Source organism: Roseovarius autotrophicus (assembly GCF_018069895.1).
GTDB classification, from domain to species: domain Bacteria; phylum Pseudomonadota; class Alphaproteobacteria; order Rhodobacterales; family Rhodobacteraceae; genus Roseovarius; species Roseovarius autotrophicus.
The window spans coordinates 1-18,511 of sequence record NZ_JAGQDH010000002.1 but is presented as its reverse complement, the minus strand read 5'-3'; the positions used below and the strand labels follow the sequence as shown (position 1 = coordinate 18,511).

Genomic DNA, 18,511 nt, shown 5'->3' with positions numbered 1-18,511 from the left:
GGCAACAAAAAGGCGAATCCACCCCATCGGGCCAATTTATGTCGTATTTTCAGTAAGCTTTAGCAAGGATAAGCGTAGACCAGTCACCAATTTCGGAATGATTCTCAAGACTGTTTCCAAGTCCGGAATAAACCTTGATCACCTCGTCCGCCTGTTCATTCAGAAGACCCGAGAGAATCACCTTGCCGCCCGGCATCAGGCTGTCGGTGATGCCCGGCGCCAGCGCCAGAAGCGGGCCCTTGAGGATATTGGCGAAGATGAGGTCATATGGGGCCGCGGCGCGCAGGTCGGGATGTTCAAGCCCCTCGGCCTCGATGCAGCGCACGCGGCCCGTAAGACCATTCGCGGCCACATTCGCCTCGGCCACCTCGACCGCCACCGCGTCGATGTCCGAGGCGAGCATCACGCCCGGCCAGATCCGCGCCGCCGCCATCGCCAGAACGGCGGTGCCGCACCCCAGATCAAGCACCGAACGCCCCGTGAACCCCGCCGACGCCAGCTGGTCGAGCGCGCGCAGACAGCCCAACGTGGTGCCGTGATGCCCGGTGCCAAAGGCCATCGACGCCTCGATCAGAAGCGGCTCGACCCCTTCGGGCACGCGGTCGGCATCATGGCTGCCATAGACGAAGAACCGCCCCGCCACGACCGGCGCGAGATCGCGACGCACCTTGGCGACCCAATCCACCTCGGGCAGTTCCGAAACAAGGAAGGGACGCCCATCATGCGCCGCTGACAGAAGGTCGAGCGCAACCGCGTCCGGCGCCGCCTCGAAATAGGCGCCGACCTCCCACAGGCCCGAGCCGTCCTCACGCTCCAGCACGCCGACACCCGTGGGCTCTGGCTCGAAAGTCTCCAGCGCCTCGGCCAGCGCCTCGGCGCGGTCCTTGTCGGCCAGTGTGGTCAGCGCGGTCCATGTGGTCATCTGGCCCTCCTTGGAATCATTCGGCTGGCGCGGGCACGAAGCGCGAGAATACCGTTTCGTTGCCCGGCTCGGGGTGGCGCGGGATCAGCAGCGCAAGGCACAGCGACACGCAGGCCATACCCGCCGCCAGCAGGAACACACCCGCTGGCGACACCAGCCACAGATAGCCAAGCGCCGCAGGCAGGAATACCGCCGCGATATGGTTGATGGTAAAGGCCACGGCGGCGGTGGGGGCAATGTCGCCCGGATCGGCGATCTTCTGGAAATAGGTCTTGAGCGCCAACGCCAGCGAAAACAGGATGTGATCGACCACATAAAGCGTGGCCGCCAGCACCACCCCCCAGCCAAACATGTAAATCCCGCCATAGGCAAGAAACACCAGCGCCAGCCCGAAATACTCGAAGGCCAGTGTGTTGCGCTCTCCAAAGCGGAACACCGCGCGCCCCATCAGCGGCGCCACCACCATGTTGACCACAAGGTTGATCATGAAAAGCGCCGTGACCTCGTGCACGTCAAAGCCGAACTTCTCGACCATCATGAAACCCGCGAACACGATGAAGATCTGGCGGCGGGCGCCTGCCATGAATTGCAGCGCATAATAAAGCCAGTAGCGGCGGCGCAGCACCATCTTCTTGACTTGCGGATTGGGCGCCTCGAAACGCGGAAAGGCGAACAGGCAGAACACCGCCACCAGCGCGGTAAACCCGCCCGACACCATATAGACAAGGTTGTAGCTCAGATCGAACGCCCGCCATGTCACCACAATGAGCGCATAGGCCACCAGCGTTGCCCCGGACCCGGCCGCCAGCAGCCAGCCCAACATCTGCGGCGCGCGCTTCTTGTCCAGCCATTGCAATTGCAGCGACTGATTCACCGTCTCGTAATAGTGAAAGCCGATGGAACTCAGCAGCGTGATCATCAGTATTCCGCCGAGCGTCGGAAACTGCGCCGTAAGCGCGGTGGCCACTCCCAGCATCAGCAGCGACACCAGCGCCAGCACCTGTTCATGAAAGAAGAGGATAAGAACGATCACACCCACGGCCAGAAAGCCGGGAATTTCCCGCACCGTATGCAGCCACCCGATATCCGAGCCATCAAACCCCGCCACCTCGATGACGAAATTGTTGAGCAGCGCCGACCATGTAGCAAAGGCCACCGGCATGGCAGCAGCCATGAGAAAAAGCAGCGTCACGGGCCGCCGCCAGAAGGGCAACGATTTGGCATCGGCGATGGGAAACTGACGGCTCATGGCGGATCTCATACGCCGACGCCACGGGATTGGCGAGAGGCGAGATGCAGCGAAGCGCACGGCGCTGGCCGAACCCGCGCCCCGCGTGCCTCTCGTGATCTCCTCCGCCCACCCCTAAAAGGCGGTCACCCTCGGGCTTGACCCGGGGGTCTCTCCCCGTCTCCCGTCACCCTCGGACTTGATCCGAGGGTCTCCTGCCGCACAAGATCCTCCGGTCAAGCCGGAGGATGACGGCGGAAGAAGGAAAACCGTCCCCTTCAGTAAAAACTCTGCGGGTCGATATCCACCGCAAGCCGCATCTGCGCAGGCAGCTTTACCGGGGCGAGCCATTGCGTCAGCGCCGCCTGCAGCGCCGCACCCTTCGGGGCCTTGATCAGAAGCCGCACCCGGTGCCGCCCCCTGATCCGCGCAATCGGCGCGGGAGCGGGGCCATACACCTCGGCCCCCGCCGCGCGCAGCGGCCCGGCGTTGCGCGCCAGCCACCCGCCCAGATCGAATGCGGCCTTCATGTCGGGCGAGGACAGGATGATCCCCGCCATCCGGCCATAGGGCGGCACGCCCGCCGCCTGCCGCTCGCGCGCCTCGGCGCGCCAGAACCCTTCCTCGTCGCCACCAAGGATTGCCCGGATCACCGAATGCTCGGGCTGATGGGTCTGGAGCAGCGCGCGCCCCGGCCGCTCGGCGCGCCCCGCCCGCCCCGCCACCTGCCGCATGAGCTGAAACGTGCGCTCGGCGGCGCGCAGATCGCTGCCCTGAAGCCCTAGATCGGCGTCGATCACGCCGACCAGCGTCAGCAGCGGAAAATTGTGCCCCTTGGCCACAAGCTGCGTGCCGATGATGATATCCGCCCCGCCCTCGGCAATCGCCCCGATCTGCTCTTTGAGGGCCCGCGCCGAGGCGAAGAGGTCCGACGACAACACCGCGATCCGGGCCTCGGGGAACAGCGCCGCCGCCTCCTCTGCCAGCCGCTCCACCCCCGGCCCGACCGGGGCCATGCGCCCCTCCACCCCGCAGGAGGGGCAGGCCACGGGCATCGGTGCGCTCTCGCCACATTGGTGGCAAACAAGGCGGTTCTGGAACCGGTGCTCGACCATGCGCGCATCGCACTGATCACAGCCGACCTGATGACCGCAGGCGCGGCACACCGTCACCGGCGCATAGCCGCGCCGGTTGAGAAACAGCATCGCCTGCTCACCCGCCTTGAGCCGCTCGGCCACCGCGCGCCGCAGGGTGGGCGACACCCACCGCCCCGCCGGCACCGCCTCGGCGCGCAGATCGATCGCCGCAAGCTCGGGCATCACCGCCACCCCGAAGCGCGACGCGAGGTCAAGCCGCGCGTATTTCCCCGCCTCGGCATTGACCCAACTTTCAAGGCTTGGCGTGGCCGAGGCCAGCACCACCCGCGCCCCGCAGATCGACGCGCGCAGCACCGCCATGTCGCGCGCATGGTAAAGCACCCCGTCTTCCTGCTTGTAGGATCCGTCATGCTCTTCATCCACCACGATCAGCCCCAGATCGCGGAACGGCAGAAACAGCGCCGAACGCGCGCCCACCACCATCTGAACGCCGCCCTGCCCGGCCATCTTCCAGACCCTGCGGCGCTCGGCCATGGTGGCCCCCGAATGCCACTCGGCGGGGCGCGCGCCGAACCGCATCTCGACACGGGTGAGAAACTCCGCCGTCAGCGCGATCTCGGGCAAAAGCACCAGCGCCTGCCGCCCCTTTCGCAAACACTCCGCCACCGCCTCAAGGTAGACCTCGGTCTTGCCCGATCCCGTGACCCCGCGCAAAAGCGTGGTGCCATAGCCGCCCGCGCGCACGCCTGCGCCAAGCGCCTCTGCCGCCGCCGCCTGATCCTCGGTCAGGTGCTTCGCGGGGCGGTCGGGATCAAGGCGCGGATAGGGAGCGTCGCGCGGCGCGGTCTCCTCGATCAACGCGCCCTGCGCCACCAGCCCCTTGATGACCCCCGCGCTCACCCCCGCCAGATCGCACAGATCGCGCAGCCCAAACCCCAGGCCGCCGTGATCGCGCAGCACCGCCAGCACCCGCGCGCGCGCCTCCGTCTGCCGCGCGGGCAGGCCCTCGCCCAGCCGATAGATCTTGTGCGCGCCCGGCGGATCCGAGAGCCCCGGCGCGCGCGTGGCCAGCCGCAGCATCATGGGCAGCGGCGTCAGTGTATAGGCCGCCGCGCGCGCCAGAAATTCGCGCATCTCGCCGCGCATCGGTTCCAGATCGAGCACGCGGCCCACCTTGCGCGCCTTCGTGAGGTCAAAACCGCCCGCACCCGGCCCCCAGACCACCCCCATGATGCGGCGCGGCCCAAGCGGCACCTCGACGAAATCACCCAGACCCAAACCGCCCTCGGGCACGAGGTAATCCAGCGTGCCCCCCAACGGCTGCGCGGTCAGCACCGCCACCAGCGCACCCTCGTCGAAATGCTCGGGCAGGTTCACGCGATCGCTCCTTTGCGGGGTTTCAGGCCCCCGATCTATGCGGTAAAGGCAGACGCGAGACAACCCGGACACCGGAAAGGGCAAGCCCATGAAATTCTTTGTCGACACCGCCGAAATCGACCAGATCGCCGAATTGAACGATCTGGGCATGGTCGATGGCGTGACCACCAACCCGTCGCTGATCCTGAAATCGGGGCGCGACATCCTCGAAGTCACCCGCGAAATCGCCGCCCTCGTTGACGGACCGGTGAGCGCCGAGGTCGTGGCGCTCAAGGCCGATGACATGATCGCCGAGGGCCGCAAGCTGGCCGCCATCGCCGCCAACATCGCCGTCAAGGTGCCGCTCACCTGGGACGGGCTGAAGGCGTGCAAGGCGCTCTCGGGCGAGGGGCACATGGTCAACGTGACGCTGTGTTTTTCGGCCAATCAGGCGCTTCTGGCCGCCAAGGCGGGGGCCACGTTCATCTCTCCGTTCATCGGACGGCTTGACGATATCAACCTCGACGGGATGGAACTCATCTCCGACATCCGCCAGATCTATGACAATTACGGGTTTGAGACGCAGATCCTCGCGGCCTCGATCCGCAGCGTGAACCACGCCTATCAATCGGCCATGCTGGGCGCGGATGTGATGACTGCGCCGCCCGCCGTGATCAAGGCCATGGCCGCGCACCCGCTCACCGACAAGGGGCTGGCGGCCTTCATGGCCGATTGGGAAAAGACCGGACAGAAGATCATCTGACCTCCGCCCACGCCCCCGTCACCCCCGGGCAGCCCCACGTCACCCTCGGACTTGATCCGAGGGTCTCCCTCTCCGCCGTCACCCTCGGACTTGATCCGAGGGTCTCTTGCGGCACGAGATCCTCTGGCCGAGCCAGAGGATGACGGGGAACGGGGGGGAAACCGTCACCCTCGGACGGCACCCGAAGGACGCACGCCCCCGCGAAAACCGAAATTTCTTGCGGCATTGTCCACAGCCTTCTGTTATAACGCCTGCAAAATACCAGAGGCCCCGGCATGAGCAGCCCCACCCAGATGACCGACAGGCTACGCGAACGTATCATCGCGCAGCCCGACATGATCCTTGACGATCAGGATCTCATGCGCGCCCTCATCGCCGCGAATGAGCGGGCCATGGGCGGCAATATCGTCGATCTGCGCGGTATCGCCATGGATCGGCTCGAGGCGCGGCTCGACCGGCTCGAGGATACGCACCGATCGGTGATTGCGGCAGCCTACGAGAATCTTGCCGGCACCAACCAGGTACACCGCGCCATCCTGCGGATGCTCGACCCGGTAGAGTTCGAGACCTTTCTGCGCGATCTCGATGGCGAAGTGGCCCATATCCTGCGCGTCGATGCGGTGCGGCTGGTGCTCGAATCGGTGCAGAACGACAATGACCCGGCGGTGCGCCGTCTGGGCGATGTGCTCTCGGTGGCCGAGCCGGGCTTTATCCGATCCTACCTGTCCCGCGGCCGCGATGCGCCCGCCCGGCAGGTGACGCTGCGCCAGATCGACGAGGGCGATATGCGCGTCTATGGCCGCGCCGCCCAACATATGCGCTCGGAGGCGTGCCTTCTGCTCGATTTCGGCGCCGACCGCCTGCCCGGGATGCTGGTCATGGGGGCCGAGGACCCGCACCAGTTCAGCCCGCAGCAGGGCGCCGACCTTCTGGCCTTTTTCGCGGGCGTGTTCGAGAGGGTGATGCGCCGCTGGCTGTCGTGATCAGCGCGGCCGCCCGCGACGCGCTCCAGACGTGGCTGGCCACGCAAAAAGCGCTTGAAGGGGCCTCGGATCACACCATAGACGCCTACGGGCGCGACCTGCGTGCCTTTCTCACCTTCATGTGCGCCCATCACGGCGGGGCGCAGGGCCTTGCCGCGCTTGCCCGCATCACCACCGCCGACATGCGCGCCTTTATGGCGCATGAGCGCGGCGCAGGGCTTGGGCCGCGCTCGCTCGCCCGCCGCCTCTCGGCGGTCAAGAGCTTCTATCGCTGGCTTGCAGAGCGGGAGGGGTTCGAGCCGACTACCGTGCTCTCGGCGCGCAGTCCCAAGTTCACCCGCAAGCTGCCCCGCCCGCTCTCGGTCGGGGCGGCGCAGGAGGTGATCGATATGTCAGGCGAACACGCGACCGAGCCATGGATCGCCGCCCGTGACCAGGCCGTTGTCACCCTGCTCTACGGTTGCGGCTTGCGCATTTCCGAGGCGCTTGGCCTCACCGGCGCGGCGCTGCCCATGGCAGAGGTGCTGCGCATCACCGGCAAGGGCGGCAAGGAACGCATCGTGCCGGTGATCGCGCCCGCCCGTGCGGCGGTGATGGCCTACATCCGGCTTTGTCCCTTTCCGATCACCGCCACCTCACCGCTCTTTTACGGCACTCGCGGCGGCGCGCTCGGGGCCCGTCCGGTGCAGAAACTCATGGCGCGGGTGCGCGCGCAGCTTGGTCTGCCCGCCACCGCCACGCCCCATGCCCTGCGCCACAGCTTTGCCACGCATCTGCTCAATGCCGGCGGCGATCTGCGCACGATCCAGGAGCTTCTGGGCCACGCCTCGCTCTCGACCACCGAGGCCTATACCGGCGTCGATACCGCACGGCTGATGGAGGTCTATGCCCGCACCCATCCGCAGGGTGGTGGCTGAGCGCGGCACAGGCTCACGGCCAGCCTCACAGAATAGTTAAGTTCAATTACAGCCATAATATGCCACCCTTTGACCCGGACGACCCCTCGAGTCACGTCAGAAACCCGGAGAAGGATCATTATGAAACGTCACTATATTGCCGCCACCGCCCTCACCCTTGGTGTGATGATGGGGCAGCAGGCTGCCGCGCAGGCCTGTGCCGCGAATGTCGAGGATGCGTTCGATCTCGACGAGGCCGCGATCGCAGAAATCTATGCCTGCATCGGCGACCAGATGGCCGCAGCCTACGCGCAAGAGGGCAATGAGGTGGCCACCGCCTATCGCGACTGGGCCGTCACCGCGACCCGTCCTGCCGTGCAGGGCGCGCATGGCAACCGCCTGCTGCTGACCTTCGCCAACGATGTCGCCGCAGAGCAGTATCTCAAATTCGCCGAAGAGGACGTGACCATGCCCGCAGGCTCGGTGCTCGCCAAGGAGAGCATCACCATCTCCACCAAGAACAAGGAGGCCCGCGTCGGCCCGCTCTTCATCATGACCAAGGGCGAGGCCGGGTCCGCGCCCGAAACCGGCGACTGGGTCTATGCCGGCCTGCAGCCCAACGGCCAGCCGATGAAGTTCAAGCAGAACTTTTGCCACGATTGCCACGTCGCCTGGGAGACACAGGACATGATGGCCTATCCGGTGGAAGAGGTGCGCTTGTCCAACTGATCCGCGCCCGCGCGGTTCTTGGCCCGGTCCCCGCAAGGGGGCCGGGTTTCGCTTTGCAAATCCAAAGCCCATGAGTCATGAAACGGACATGACACCGCGCACCTGTGCCATCCTCGTCCATCTCTTCACCGCTACCGGCGCTGTCTTTGCCATGCTGGCCATGCTGGCCGCGATCGATCGCGAATGGGAACTGATGTTTCTCTGGCTGGTGGTGGCCTTTGCCGTCGATGGCATCGACGGCCCGCTGGCGCGGCGCTACCACGTCAAGAAATATGCGCCCGAATTCGACGGCGTGCTGCTCGACCTGATCATCGACTACCTGACATATGTATTCATCCCGGCCTTCGCGCTGTTCAAGTCGGGTCTTCTGCCGGGCTGGACGGGCTGGCTCGCCATCATCGTGATCACCTTTGCCAGCGCCATGTATTTCGCAGATACGCGCATGAAAACGCTTGATAATTCCTTTTCCGGCTTTCCCGGCTGCTGGAACATGGTGGTGCTGGTGCTGTTCGCGATCGAGCCGAATTTCTGGATCAGCCTTGCGCTCGTGACCGCGCTTTCGCTGGCGATGTTCCTGCCGCTCAAGTTCATCCACCCGGTGCGCACACGCCGCTGGCGCTGGTTGTCGCTGCCGATGGCGCTGGCCTGGACCTTCTTTGCCGGCTGGGCGGCCTTGGTGCATTTCGACCCGCAAAGCTGGGCGCATTGGGGGCTGGTCGTGACAAGCCTCTACCTGCTCTTCGTAGGCATCGTGCAGCAGATCGTGCGCGAGCGCCCCGAAATCTGACCGCCTCGTCCGCTATTCCAGAAGCACCACCTCGACGCGGCGGTTGGCCTCCCGGCCCTCGGGCGTGGCGTTGGATGCAATCGGGGCGAGATAGCCCACCCCGCGCGCCTCGATGCGGGCGGCATCGGTGCCATGGTCCTGGATCAGACGCGCCCGTACCGCCTCGGCGCGGGCCTGCGAGAGCGCGATATTCGGCTCAAGCCCGCCCACGCTGTCGGTATGGCCGACAAGGGCGATGCGCGCGTCAGGCGTCTCGGCCAGAAAGCGCGCCAGCGCCGCCAGATCGGCATGAGGCCCCGGCCCGAGGGCAGCGGCACCGCTGGCGAAATCGAGCCCGGCCAGCATCACATGCCCATGCGCGCGCAACCGCGCGGCCAGATCGTCCGCCTCGGGCGCGGACCCGGGTTCGGGTTCGCTCACGGCTGGCGGGGCACCGGTTCCGGCGGGGCCGACATGGGTCAGTTGCACATAGGCGCGCTCGCCCGCGCGACTGACGAAAAGCATGGCGTGTTCCTCGCTCCGCCGCGCCAGAAGGTAGCGATAGTCGAAAAGATTCACGAACATCGCAGGCGCGGGCAGAACCGGCGTGGCAAAACGGAAATCGAATCCGCCGCAGCCCTCGGCGGCGCAGTCGAACACCACCTCCCAGCCTGTCTTTTCCAGCGCCTCGCGCAGGGGGGCAAGCCGCGCCAGCGTGCCCTGCCCGCGCTCCGGTATCCGCCAGGCGCGGCTCGTGATCCGGCCATCAAGGCGCAGGCGCGGCACCGCGCCACCCGCGAACGGCCCCGAGGGCAGGTGGATCGTGTCGGCCTCGCGGATCACCTCCGCCGTGCGCTCGGCGCCGTCGGCCAAGGGCAGATCCTGCGCCAGCGCGCCTGTTGCCACGACCGCGAACAGCAGAACCGCCAGCCGCCCGCGCATCTCAGCGCGCCTGCGAATGATACTCGGGATTGGGCACCATGCCCGTGGCCGACGCGACCCGGTTCGACATGTTGAAAAACCCCGCCACATTGGCGATGTCCCAGATATCGCGGTCGGAAAACCCATGGTCGCGCAGCGCCTGCCGGTCGGCCTCCTCGATGGTGGCGCTGGCCTGCGTCACCCGCGCCGCGAAATCGAGCATCGCGCGCTGGCGCGGGGTGATCCCAGCCACGCGGTAATTCATCACCATCGCCTCGCCCAGGGCCGGATCGCCCGAGAGCGCCCGCACCGCCGCGCCATGGGCGACCTGACAATACCAGCAGCGGTTGATCGAGCTGACCACCACGGCGATCATCTCGCGCTCCAGCTTCGACAGTCCCGAGGGGGCGAGCATCAGCGTGTTGTAAAGCGCGGTGAAGGCGTCGAGTTTTTCGATATCAAAGGCGTGCGCGCGCAGCACATTGGGCACAAGCCCCAGCTTTTCCTCGCAAATCTCGAAATAGCGCGTGGTCGCCTCGGGCAGCGGATCGACCATCGGCAAATCAAGGGCTGTGGGTCTGTCGGTCATGGCTCACTCCTTTGCGCGGTAATGATACGTCCCCGCGACGCAAAAGCCCATGGCGGCATAAAGCCCGTTCGCGGCCTCGTTACCTTGGGTGCAAAGCACCGCGATATACGCCGCCCCCTGCGCCTCGGCCCAGAGCGCCGCCTGCACCATCATCAGCCGCCCGACGCCCGCCCGGCGGTGCCCCACGCGGACCTCGAGCGCGTGCACCATGGCCACATCGCCGTGGATCGCAGCAAAGCCGACACCGGCGGGCTGATCGGCATGGCGCGCGAAAAGGCCGGTTTTCGGCCCTGTCACCCGCTCCATCACCGCGATGCGCGCAGGCCCTATGCCCCCCTCGGCCCAGATCTCGCGCATGATCTCCAGCGGCTCCCAGACGGCAAAGGTCGTCAGGCGCGGCGGACGCTCCCCGGTGAGCGCCGCGACCGGCGCGACCAGCACAGTGACCGGATCGACCACCCGATAGCCCCGCGCCTCCAGAATCGCATCCAGCCCCCCCTCGCCCGCGCGCACCTGAAAGAGCGGCAATTCCCCCCGCGCGCGCATCGCCGCCTCGGCGCGGGCGATGTCCTGCGCCGTGACCGGCCCCGAGGCGGTGGCCGCCGATACGCGCTTGCCGCCGCCACGGCCCTCGCGCAACGTGACCGGGCCCAGCACTTCGGTCGCCGCGGGCGGCCATGTCGCCTCGGTCACGGCATAAAGCATGGCAAGATCCGGCATCATGCGGGAAACATCCCGGCAAGCTCGGCCATGGCGGCATCGACGCGCGCGCCATCAGCCCCCCGGATCACGATATTCGCTCCGTGACAGCCATCACGGATGAACGGATAAGAACCCACCGAAAGGTCCGGGTATCGCGCGGCCAGATCGCTCAGCGGCGTGGCAATATCGCCCTCGCCGCGCCGGATTTCGTAGCTTTGCGACAGAAGCGGCGCGCCGCCGGTGATCCCTGGCAGGACCGAGGCAAGCATCGCCTGAAAAATCGACGGCACCCCCGCCAAAACATGCACGTTCCCGATGGAGAAACCCGGCGCGGCGCTGATCGGGTTCTCGATGAGCGTGGCGCCCTCCGGGATGCGTGCCATGCGCAGCCGCGCCGCATTCAGCTCCTGCCCGCGTGCGGCATAATGCGCGGCGAGGATCGCGCGCGCATCCTCGCGCACCGAAATGGGCCGCCCGAAGGCGGCGGCCACGTTCTCGGCGGTGATGTCGTCATGGGTGGGACCGATACCGCCCGAGGTAAACACCACGTCAAAGGCGGCGCTCAGCGCCTGCACCGCAGCGACGATGGCCGGGCCGTCATCGGAGATCACACGCACCTCGCGCAGGTCCAGCCCCGCGCGCGTCAACTCGCCGGCCAGATAATGCATGTTCGCATCGCGCGTGCGCCCTGACAGAATCTCGTCCCCGATGACAAGCATGGCGGCGGTTGGGTTGGGCATGACGGCCTCCTTGATCTGCGGCATGGCCCGGTATAGGCCCGCGCCATGCGCTTTCAAAGCCCCCTGATACCTGCCGTGCTTATCCGCCGCTACAAGCGGTTCCTGGCCGATATCCGGCTCGATGACGGGACCGAGGCGACGGCCCATTGCGCCAATCCCGGCTCGATGATGGGGCTGGCAGAGCCGGGCGCGCGGATATGGGTGGAGCGCAACGACGACCCGCGCAAGAAACTGCGCTATGGCTGGCGGCTGGTCGAGACGGCGACGGGTGCGCTGGTCTGCGTCGATACCGGGCTGGCCAACCGTGTGCTGCACGAAGCACTTGTCACCCGCACGATCCCCGAACTGGCCGAGTATGACACGATCCGCCCCGAGCAACGCTATGGCGAGAAGAGCCGGGTGGATTTCCTGCTCTCGGGCAACGGCCTGCCCGCGGCCTATGTCGAGGTGAAATCCGTCACCCTCTCGCGCCAGCCGGGCCTTGCCGAGTTTCCGGACAGCGTGACCGCGCGCGGCGCGCGCCACCTGCACGATCTGGCGGCGGTGGCGCGATCGGGCGCGCGCGCTGTGCTTTTCTACCTCGTGCAGCGCAGCGATGCCGGGGCCGTGACAGTCGCCGCTGATATCGACCCCGCCTATACGCGGGCGCTGGCCCACGCCCACGCCGCCGGGGTCATGACCCTGTCATATCGCGCGACTATCACGCGAGAAGGCATCACAATCGGCCCCGGCCTGCCTGTGATCACGCCGCAGCCTCTGGTCCTTGACGGCAAATAGCCCTAAGTAAACGGAAAACCGGCAAGACGACGAGGCATGACGTGAACGAACCGCATCGCGGCAGACAGACGCGCGAAGGCATCCGCATCCACGAGGTGGCGGATTTTTCAGGCATGCACAAGGCGGGCCGCCTCGCCGCGCAGATCCTCGATGAGATCGCCGATCATGTCTTTGTCGGCCAGACCACCGGCGCGCTCGATGCGCTGATCGAGGACAAGGTGAACGCCGCCGGTGCCAAATCCGCCACCATCGGCTACAAGGGCTATCGCCACGCAAGCTGCATCAGCGTCAACCATGTGGTCTGCCATGGCATCCCCGGCGACAAGATGCTCAAGGACGGCGACATCCTCAATATTGACGTGACGGTGATCGTCGATGGCTGGTTCGGCGATACAAGCCGGATGTATGTGGCGGGCAAGCTCAGCCGCAAGGCGGAGCGGTTGATCGACGTGACCCATGACGCGCTGATGAAGGGGATCGAGGCGGTGCGCCCCGGCAACACCTTTGGTGATATCGGCCACGCGATCCAGAACTATGTGGAAGCGCAACGCATGTCGGTGGTGCGCGATTTCTGCGGGCATGGCCTTGGCCGCGTGTTTCACGCGCCGCCCAACGTGTTGCATTACGGCCGTCCGGGCAGCGGGCCGCGCCTTGAAGAGGGCATGTTCTTCACCATCGAGCCGATGGTCAATCTCGGACGACCCGAAACCAAGGTGCTGGCCGATGACTGGACGGCAGTGACACGCGACAAGTCGCTCTCTGCGCAGTTCGAGCATTCCGTGGGCGTGACCGCCTCTGGGGCCGAGATATTCACCCTCTCGCCCGCCGGGCTGTTCCACCCGACCTGGGGTCGCGCACAGAACTGACACCCGCAGGTTCCGTCGCAAACAGGCGAGACAGTCGCTTTTCCTCCTGACACCCTGATCTCGTCCGGCATTAGCGCCGTCCTGCCGCATGACACATTCGAGGCACCCCGCCCAGACGGGACCACGCGCCCGGCATCCGTGCATCCAAAGGCCAAGGAGAGAGCCATGGCGATGATGTCCGCCCATCCCGCGCCTGCGCCCTCGCGCGCGGTTCAGGGCATTCTCTGCATCGAGGTGGCGATGCTGCTGTTCGTGGCGCAGGACGCGGTGATGAAGGGGCTGCTCGCCACCTACCCGGTCTGGCCACTGCTTTTTGCGCGCTCGGTGGTCGCGGTACTTGTGCTTGTGCCGCTCATCGCGTGGCTCGGCGGGCCGCACCGGCTGCGTTCCGCACTCTGGCCGCTGCACCTGGCGCGTGCCTTTCTCTTTGCTGCCGGGTTCTCGATGTTCTACGCGGCCTTCCCGTTCATGGGGCTGGCCGAGGTGAGCACGATCTTTTATTCCGCGCCTTTGTTCACCGCGCTCATGGCGGCGCTGTTTCTGGGCGAGCGTATCGGCGCGCATCGCGCGGTGGCGCTGGTGGCGGGGTTCGCAGGCGTGGTGATCGCCATGAACCCGATGGGCGGGCAGTTCTCGTGGGTCGCCGTGCTGCCCTTTGCCTGTGCCGTCACCTATGCCGCCTCGCAGATCATCGCGCGCCATATCGGCGAGCGCGAGAGCACGCTGACCGTCGGGTTTTACACGCTGAGTTTCTCGGGCGTGATGATCCTGCCCGCGGGCTGGCTGGTGGCGCAGGTTGTGCCGATAGTGCCCGAAACGGCGCATCTGCGCTGGGGCTTGCCCGCGACCGGCTGGGCAGAGCTTGCACGCCTTGGCGGGCTGGGGGCGATCGGAATGGTGGCCTATACGCTTGCCTCGCGGGCCTATCAGGTGGCCCCGGCCAGCCTTGTCGCGCCCTTCGACTATACCTACCTGCCCTTCGCCGTGGTGCTTGGCTATCTGGTCTGGGCCGAAATCCCGACACCTGCCACGCTCACCGGCATGGCGCTCATTATCGGCGCGGGGCTCTATATCGGCTGGCGTGAATTGCGCGCGGCGCGGCGCGGCGATGCCATCCCCGTCACCGTCGAGGCGACCTTTGCCCCCGGCAATCCCCTGCCCCCACAGATGCCAGGGGAAGAGCGCGCGCCATGAGAACGGCAGCCACCACGCCCGAGCGCGACCTTTCTGGCTATCTGCTGGTTTTCATGGCGGGTGTGCTCTGGTCCACCGTGGGCCTTGGCATAAGGCTCATCGAAGATGCGGTGGTCTGGCAGATCCTGTTTTACCGCTCGCTCGCCATGAGCGTATTTCTCTACGCCGTGATCCAGATGCGCACCGGGCGCGCGCCCCTCTCTCTTATCCGCGCGATGGGATGGCCCGGCCTTATTGCCGGGGCGGCCCTCGTTGCCGCCTATTCGGGCGCGATCTTCGCGCTTCAGACCACCTCGGTCGCCAATGCGATGATGCTTTTCGCCGCCGCCCCGCTGATGGCGGCGCTCCTCGGGCGCGTGCTGCTGGGCGAGCACGTGCGCCGCGCGACATGGATTGCGATGCTGATCGCGCTCTGCGGCATCGCCGTCATGGTCTGGGACAAGACCTCTGGCGCGGCGCTCAAGGGCAATATCGCGGCGCTCGGCTCGGCGCTTGGGTTCGCGGTTTTCACCGTGGCGCTCAGGCGCGGCAAATCGGTCGAGATGATGCCCGCCGTGCTGCTCTCGGGGCTGATCGGAACCGTGGTCATGGCGGCGATTTGCGCGACCCTTGGCCTCTCGCTCGCGCTCTCGCCCCGTGACGCGGGGATTGCCTCTGGCATGGGGGTGTTCCAGGTGGGCGCGGGGCTCATTCTCTACACGCTCGGCTCGCGCACGGTGCCCGCTGCCGAACTCACGCTTCTGTCCATGGCCGAGGTGGTGCTGGGGCCGGTCTGGGTCTGGCTGTTTCTGGGCGAGACGGCAGCCGCGAGCACGCTGGCGGGCGGCGCGATCCTGCTTCTGGCGATTGCCGGCAACGCGCTTTCGGGCGCGCGACGCAAGGTGCCGCCGCCCATCCCCTGACCGGCAATTCATTGCCGAAAAACAGGATTTTTCCTGCGGCACTCAAACCTGCCCCGAATTGTTCTATATAAAAGTGACAACGGAAAGGAGCATGACATGAAACGCAACATGATCATCGGAGCGGTTGCGGGGCTGACGCTCGCGGGCTGCATCAACACGTCTGACAACCGCGAATTGACAGGCGCGGCCCTCGGCGCGGGTGCGGGCCTCATCGGTGCCGCCGTATTCGACGCCAATGCGGGTTGGACGGTGATTTCCACACTCGCAGGTGCCGCCGCAGGCACGCTCATCGCGCGCAACACCCGCACCAATCAATGCGCCTATTCCAACGGTGACGGCACCTATCGCACCGTACCTTGCTGAGGCTTGAAGAACGGCTTTATCCCCGCGCAAGCGGGGATCTCCCGCCACCGCACCAACAGATCCTCGGGTCAATCCCGAGGATGACGGGGCATCATCCCCGCCCGCGATAGGGCGGCACGCCCTGAACGGGCAGCCAGACGCCCTCAGGCGCGGGACCGCTCTGCCAGAACACGTCGATCGGGATGCCGCCGCGCGGATACCAGTAGCCGCCGATGCGCAGCCATTGCGGCTCGAGGAAGGCCACCAGACGCCGGGCGATCGAAATCGTGCAATCCTCGTGAAATGCCCCGTGATTGCGGAAACTGGTGAGGTAGAGCTTGAGCGATTTGCTCTCCACCAGCCACGCCCCCGGCACATAGTCGATCACCAGATGGGCGAAATCCGGCTGTCCGGTCATCGGACAGAGCGAGGTGAACTCAGGCGCAGTAAAGCGCACCGCATAGACCACGTCGGCCTGCGGATTGGCCACGCGCTCAAGCTCGGCCTCCTCAGGGCTTTGCGGCACCCGCGTCGCCCCGCCCAACTGTTTCAGCCCCTCATAGATATTCCCGGCCATCGCCCTCTCTCCTTTCAGACCCCGCGCCGGTTGCCCCAGAGCGTCACATGAAGCTGCGGCAAAACCCGCGCGGCATACCAGCCATCCGCCGTGACACGTCCCACCAGCCAGCGCATCCGTTCCGCGATGCCCTCGTGATCGACCACCGCGCTGTCATCCTCGGGCGGGGGCGGCGTGTGGTTGCCGGGCTGCAACACCAGCGGCAAGGCCGGGTAGCGCGCCGCCACCTCGCGCGCCCAAAGATAGTCCGTTTCGTCGAAGATGACGATCTTCAAGACCACATCTGGTTTAGCGCCCCGCCCGGCGGCAACGCCGGGCAGCGCCCGACCCGACGCTGACAAACACGCCTCGAACATGTCCCAATCCACCGTCATCCCCGACGAGGGCGGCTTGGGGCTGAGCACCAGCATGTCAAGGCCCGCGAACCAGTCACGCGCCACAGAGCCTTGCGTCTCCATCGCAAAGCGGTAGCCCTGCGCGCGGCCCATCTCGATCAGCGGCCCCAGCGGCTGGATCGCCGGATTTCCGCCCGAAAGCGTCACCAGCAAGGGCCGCCCGCCCGAAAGCCGCGCCACCTCGGCCATGATCCCGGCGGCCTGCATGGGCGTCCACTCATGGCGATACTCCGCATCCACCGCGTGCAGGCTATCGCACCACGCACAGCGGTAATCGCAACCGCCCGTGCGCACAAAGACCGTGGGCACGCCGATAAGCGCGCCTTCGCCCTGAATGGTCGGGCCGAAGATCTCGGAGACGCGGATCGCATCGCTCACGGCCGGTATTCCGCCCATGTCTTGGGCGTCTCGCTCACCCGCACCGCTGCAACCTCGGGCCAGCGCGCGCGCGCCCAGTCGTAGAAATGCTTCGCCATGCGCTCGGCGGTAACACAGCCGTCGCCCAGCACGTCGTTGAGGTGGCGATGATCCAGTTCCTCATCGATATACGTCTTCAGCGCGCCCAGATCGTGATAATCGCGGACAAATCCGGTCTCGTTCAGCGTCTCGGCGGCCAGTTCCACCACCACGATATAGTTATGCCCATGCAGCCGCGCGCAGGGATGCCCCTCGCGCAGCCCGAAGAGTTGATGGGACGCCGAAAAATGAAACTCCTTGGTGATGCGATACATCAACGCCCCTCCACCGCCGCGCGCCAGAACTCCGGGTCGTCATAATCGGTCGGGTCATCGACGCCCGCCAGATGAAACGCCTCGCGCCGCTCCACGCAGGTGCCGCAGCGCCCGCAATGACGCAGCCCCCCCTTGTAGCACGACCAAGTTTCGGCAAAAGGCACGCCAAGCCGCGCGCCATCGCGCACGATGTCCGCCTTCGAGCCGCTGACATATGGCGTCCAGAGTTGCACCTCGGCATAGCCCTCGAGCGCCGCATCCTGCATCGCCTGAAAGGCTGCTACAAAACCGGGGCGGCAATCGGGGTAGATGAAATGATCACCGCCATGCACCGCCGCCGCCACTGCCCCGGCCTTTTCCGCCGCCGCCATGCCGAACCCCACCGCCAGCATGATCGCATTGCGGTTGGGTACCACAGTGATGCGCATGGTCTCTTCGGCGTAATGGCCGTCTGGCACCTCCACCGCATCGGTCAGCGCCGACCCCGACAGCGCCGCGCCGACGCTGCGCAAATCCACCACCCGATGCGCCACGCCCAGACGGCGTGCGCAGGCCGCGGCGCTTTCCAGCTCCTTCACATGGCGCTGGCCGTAATCAAACGACAACAGCCCGCCAAGCGCGCGCTCGTCGGCGGTCTTGTGGGCCAGCGTGACGGAATCAAGCCCGCCCGAGCAGATGACAAGTGTTCTCATGCGCTGTCCTTGTTTTTTAGAGCGGGTAGGCTGCGACCGCTTGACCGCCCGGATCTAGACCTTTCGCGCCCGGAAAACAAGGCGGGGCGCCTGTCAAAGACAAAGGGCACCCCGCAAGGTGCCCTTCGACGTGATGTCGGACCCGAAAGGGCTCAGACGAGGATTTTCGACACGACGCCTGCGCCGACGGTGCGGCCGCCTTCGCGGATGGCGAAACGCAGGCCGTCTTCCATGGCGATGGGCGCGATCAGCTCAACCGTGAATTTCAGGTTGTCGCCGGGCATGACCATTTCCGTGCCTTCAGGCAGAACCACCGTGCCGGTCACATCCGTGGTGCGGAAGT

At 66.2% G+C, this 18,511-nt stretch carries 22 protein-coding genes; 10 read left to right on the top strand and 12 right to left on the bottom strand.

The genetic code is table 11. The features are described 5' to 3' along the window. Positions 1-49 precede the first annotated feature (49 nt). From KAK09_RS03120 to KAK09_RS03110, 3 genes are all read right to left on the bottom strand, one after another. A complete protein-coding gene (locus KAK09_RS03120) occupies positions 50-922 on the bottom strand; it encodes a 50S ribosomal protein L11 methyltransferase (RefSeq protein ID WP_210877398.1) in 873 nt (290 codons plus the stop codon). A gap of 16 nt (positions 923-938) precedes the next feature. Next, positions 939-2,171, bottom strand: a complete 1,233-nt coding sequence (locus tag KAK09_RS03115; RefSeq protein ID WP_210877397.1) for an MFS transporter — start codon at positions 2,169-2,171, stop codon at positions 939-941. Positions 2,172-2,428: 257 nt separating this feature from the next. Beyond that, positions 2,429-4,624 (bottom strand): primosomal protein N', encoded by a 2,196-nt coding sequence (locus tag KAK09_RS03110; protein WP_336244415.1) that lies wholly within the window; start codon positions 4,622-4,624, stop codon positions 2,429-2,431. A gap of 88 nt (positions 4,625-4,712) precedes the next feature. Between KAK09_RS03110 and fsa the strand changes: the two genes are divergently transcribed. The 5 genes from fsa to KAK09_RS03085 all read left to right on the top strand — a co-directional run bounded on the left by fsa (position 4,713) and on the right by KAK09_RS03085 (position 8,761). After that, a complete protein-coding gene (fsa, locus tag KAK09_RS03105; RefSeq protein WP_210877395.1) occupies positions 4,713-5,366 on the top strand; it encodes a fructose-6-phosphate aldolase in 654 nt (217 codons plus the stop codon). 275 nt (positions 5,367-5,641) lie between these two features. Next, positions 5,642-6,349: a DUF484 family protein gene (locus tag KAK09_RS03100; protein WP_210877394.1), complete on the top strand. Its 708-nt coding sequence runs from the start codon at positions 5,642-5,644 to the stop codon at positions 6,347-6,349. Further along, complete coding sequence (locus KAK09_RS03095; protein WP_210877393.1) at positions 6,346-7,266, top strand: tyrosine recombinase XerC; 921 nt, start codon at positions 6,346-6,348, stop codon at positions 7,264-7,266. Before KAK09_RS03100 ends, KAK09_RS03095 begins: the two co-directional genes overlap by 4 nt. Before the next feature lie 120 nt (positions 7,267-7,386). Further along, entirely contained in the window at positions 7,387-7,974 is a 588-nt protein-coding gene (locus KAK09_RS03090; RefSeq protein WP_210877392.1) for a cytochrome P460 family protein, read from the top strand. Between the two features lie 88 nt (positions 7,975-8,062). Beyond that, on the top strand, positions 8,063-8,761 hold the full coding sequence (locus KAK09_RS03085) for a CDP-alcohol phosphatidyltransferase family protein (RefSeq protein ID WP_210877391.1): 699 nt from the start codon (positions 8,063-8,065) through the stop codon (positions 8,759-8,761). Positions 8,762-8,773: 12 nt separating this feature from the next. Here KAK09_RS03085 and KAK09_RS03080 read toward each other — a convergent pair whose 3' ends face one another. The 4 genes from KAK09_RS03080 to KAK09_RS03065 are packed head-to-tail and all read right to left on the bottom strand — an operon-like array spanning position 8,774 to position 11,692. Then, positions 8,774-9,682, bottom strand: coding sequence for an OmpA family protein (locus tag KAK09_RS03080; RefSeq protein WP_210877390.1), 909 nt, complete (start codon positions 9,680-9,682; stop codon positions 8,774-8,776). 1 nt (position 9,683) lies between these two features. Further along, complete coding sequence (locus KAK09_RS03075) at positions 9,684-10,250, bottom strand: peroxidase-related enzyme (RefSeq protein ID WP_210877389.1); 567 nt, start codon at positions 10,248-10,250, stop codon at positions 9,684-9,686. A gap of 3 nt (positions 10,251-10,253) precedes the next feature. Further along, positions 10,254-10,973, bottom strand: coding sequence for a GNAT family N-acetyltransferase (locus KAK09_RS03070; RefSeq protein ID WP_210877388.1), 720 nt, complete (start codon positions 10,971-10,973; stop codon positions 10,254-10,256). After that, on the bottom strand, positions 10,970-11,692 hold the full coding sequence (locus KAK09_RS03065) for a competence/damage-inducible protein A (protein WP_210877387.1): 723 nt from the start codon (positions 11,690-11,692) through the stop codon (positions 10,970-10,972). The genes KAK09_RS03070 and KAK09_RS03065 overlap by 4 nt, the downstream gene beginning before the upstream one ends. Before the next feature lie 45 nt (positions 11,693-11,737). Between KAK09_RS03065 and sfsA the strand changes: the two genes are divergently transcribed. The 5 genes from sfsA to KAK09_RS03040 all read left to right on the top strand — a co-directional run bounded on the left by sfsA (position 11,738) and on the right by KAK09_RS03040 (position 15,794). Then, positions 11,738-12,469, top strand: coding sequence for a DNA/RNA nuclease SfsA (sfsA, locus tag KAK09_RS03060; RefSeq protein ID WP_210877386.1), 732 nt, complete (start codon positions 11,738-11,740; stop codon positions 12,467-12,469). 41 nt (positions 12,470-12,510) lie between these two features. Beyond that, entirely contained in the window at positions 12,511-13,335 is an 825-nt protein-coding gene (gene map / locus KAK09_RS03055) for a type I methionyl aminopeptidase (protein ID WP_210877385.1), read from the top strand. A 165-nt stretch (positions 13,336-13,500) separates the two neighbouring features. Then, positions 13,501-14,529, top strand: coding sequence for a DMT family transporter (locus tag KAK09_RS03050; RefSeq protein WP_210877384.1), 1,029 nt, complete (start codon positions 13,501-13,503; stop codon positions 14,527-14,529). Next, positions 14,526-15,431, top strand: coding sequence for a DMT family transporter (locus tag KAK09_RS03045; RefSeq protein ID WP_210877383.1), 906 nt, complete (start codon positions 14,526-14,528; stop codon positions 15,429-15,431). The genes KAK09_RS03050 and KAK09_RS03045 overlap by 4 nt, the downstream gene beginning before the upstream one ends. 96 nt (positions 15,432-15,527) lie before the next feature. Then, the gene (locus KAK09_RS03040; RefSeq protein WP_210877382.1) at positions 15,528-15,794 is read left to right on the top strand and encodes a glucose-6-phosphate isomerase; all 267 of its coding nucleotides are present in this window, start codon (positions 15,528-15,530) and stop codon (positions 15,792-15,794) included. Positions 15,795-15,885: 91 nt separating this feature from the next. Here the strand turns inward: KAK09_RS03040 and queF are convergent, their stop codons facing one another. From queF to KAK09_RS03015, 5 genes are all read right to left on the bottom strand, one after another. Further along, positions 15,886-16,350, bottom strand: a complete 465-nt coding sequence (gene queF / locus KAK09_RS03035) for a preQ(1) synthase (protein ID WP_210877381.1) — start codon at positions 16,348-16,350, stop codon at positions 15,886-15,888. A gap of 14 nt (positions 16,351-16,364) precedes the next feature. After that, entirely contained in the window at positions 16,365-17,141 is a 777-nt protein-coding gene (gene queE, locus KAK09_RS03030; RefSeq protein WP_210877380.1) for a 7-carboxy-7-deazaguanine synthase QueE, read from the bottom strand. Further along, on the bottom strand, positions 17,120-17,476 hold the full coding sequence (gene queD / locus KAK09_RS03025) for a 6-carboxytetrahydropterin synthase QueD (protein ID WP_210877379.1): 357 nt from the start codon (positions 17,474-17,476) through the stop codon (positions 17,120-17,122). The genes queE and queD overlap by 22 nt, the downstream gene beginning before the upstream one ends. Then, a complete protein-coding gene (gene queC / locus KAK09_RS03020) occupies positions 17,476-18,168 on the bottom strand; it encodes a 7-cyano-7-deazaguanine synthase QueC (RefSeq protein WP_210877378.1) in 693 nt (230 codons plus the stop codon). The genes queD and queC overlap by 1 nt, the downstream gene beginning before the upstream one ends. 152 nt (positions 18,169-18,320) lie before the next feature. Beyond that, the coding region (locus KAK09_RS03015) for an EF-Tu C-terminal domain-related protein (protein ID WP_472908845.1) at positions 18,321-18,511 on the bottom strand (191 nt) is incomplete at its 5' end.

Bases quoted from the DNA above. Each gene is read 5' to 3' on its own strand.
- KAK09_RS03120 (WP_210877398.1), bottom strand. From the start codon at position 922: ATGACCACATGGACCGCGCTGACCACACTGGCCGACAAGGACCGCGCC.
- KAK09_RS03115 (WP_210877397.1), bottom strand. From the start codon at position 2,171: ATGAGCCGTCAGTTTCCCATCGCCGATGCCAAATCGTTGCCCTTCTGG.
- fsa (WP_210877395.1), top strand. From the start codon at position 4,713: ATGAAATTCTTTGTCGACACCGCCGAAATCGACCAGATCGCCGAATTG.
- KAK09_RS03100 (WP_210877394.1), top strand. From the start codon at position 5,642: ATGAGCAGCCCCACCCAGATGACCGACAGGCTACGCGAACGTATCATC.
- KAK09_RS03090 (WP_210877392.1), top strand. From the start codon at position 7,387: ATGAAACGTCACTATATTGCCGCCACCGCCCTCACCCTTGGTGTGATG.
- KAK09_RS03085 (WP_210877391.1), top strand. From the start codon at position 8,063: ATGACACCGCGCACCTGTGCCATCCTCGTCCATCTCTTCACCGCTACC.
- KAK09_RS03080 (WP_210877390.1), bottom strand. From the start codon at position 9,682: ATGCGCGGGCGGCTGGCGGTTCTGCTGTTCGCGGTCGTGGCAACAGGC.
- KAK09_RS03075 (WP_210877389.1), bottom strand. From the start codon at position 10,250: ATGACCGACAGACCCACAGCCCTTGATTTGCCGATGGTCGATCCGCTG.
- KAK09_RS03070 (WP_210877388.1), bottom strand. From the start codon at position 10,973: ATGATGCCGGATCTTGCCATGCTTTATGCCGTGACCGAGGCGACATGG.
- KAK09_RS03065 (WP_210877387.1), bottom strand. From the start codon at position 11,692: ATGCCCAACCCAACCGCCGCCATGCTTGTCATCGGGGACGAGATTCTG.
- sfsA (WP_210877386.1), top strand. From the start codon at position 11,738: ATGCGCTTTCAAAGCCCCCTGATACCTGCCGTGCTTATCCGCCGCTAC.
- KAK09_RS03050 (WP_210877384.1), top strand. From the start codon at position 13,501: ATGGCGATGATGTCCGCCCATCCCGCGCCTGCGCCCTCGCGCGCGGTT.
- KAK09_RS03045 (WP_210877383.1), top strand. From the start codon at position 14,526: ATGAGAACGGCAGCCACCACGCCCGAGCGCGACCTTTCTGGCTATCTG.
- KAK09_RS03040 (WP_210877382.1), top strand. From the start codon at position 15,528: ATGAAACGCAACATGATCATCGGAGCGGTTGCGGGGCTGACGCTCGCG.
- queF (WP_210877381.1), bottom strand. From the start codon at position 16,350: ATGGCCGGGAATATCTATGAGGGGCTGAAACAGTTGGGCGGGGCGACG.
- queE (WP_210877380.1), bottom strand. From the start codon at position 17,141: ATGGGCGGAATACCGGCCGTGAGCGATGCGATCCGCGTCTCCGAGATC.
- queD (WP_210877379.1), bottom strand. From the start codon at position 17,476: ATGTATCGCATCACCAAGGAGTTTCATTTTTCGGCGTCCCATCAACTC.
- queC (WP_210877378.1), bottom strand. From the start codon at position 18,168: ATGAGAACACTTGTCATCTGCTCGGGCGGGCTTGATTCCGTCACGCTG.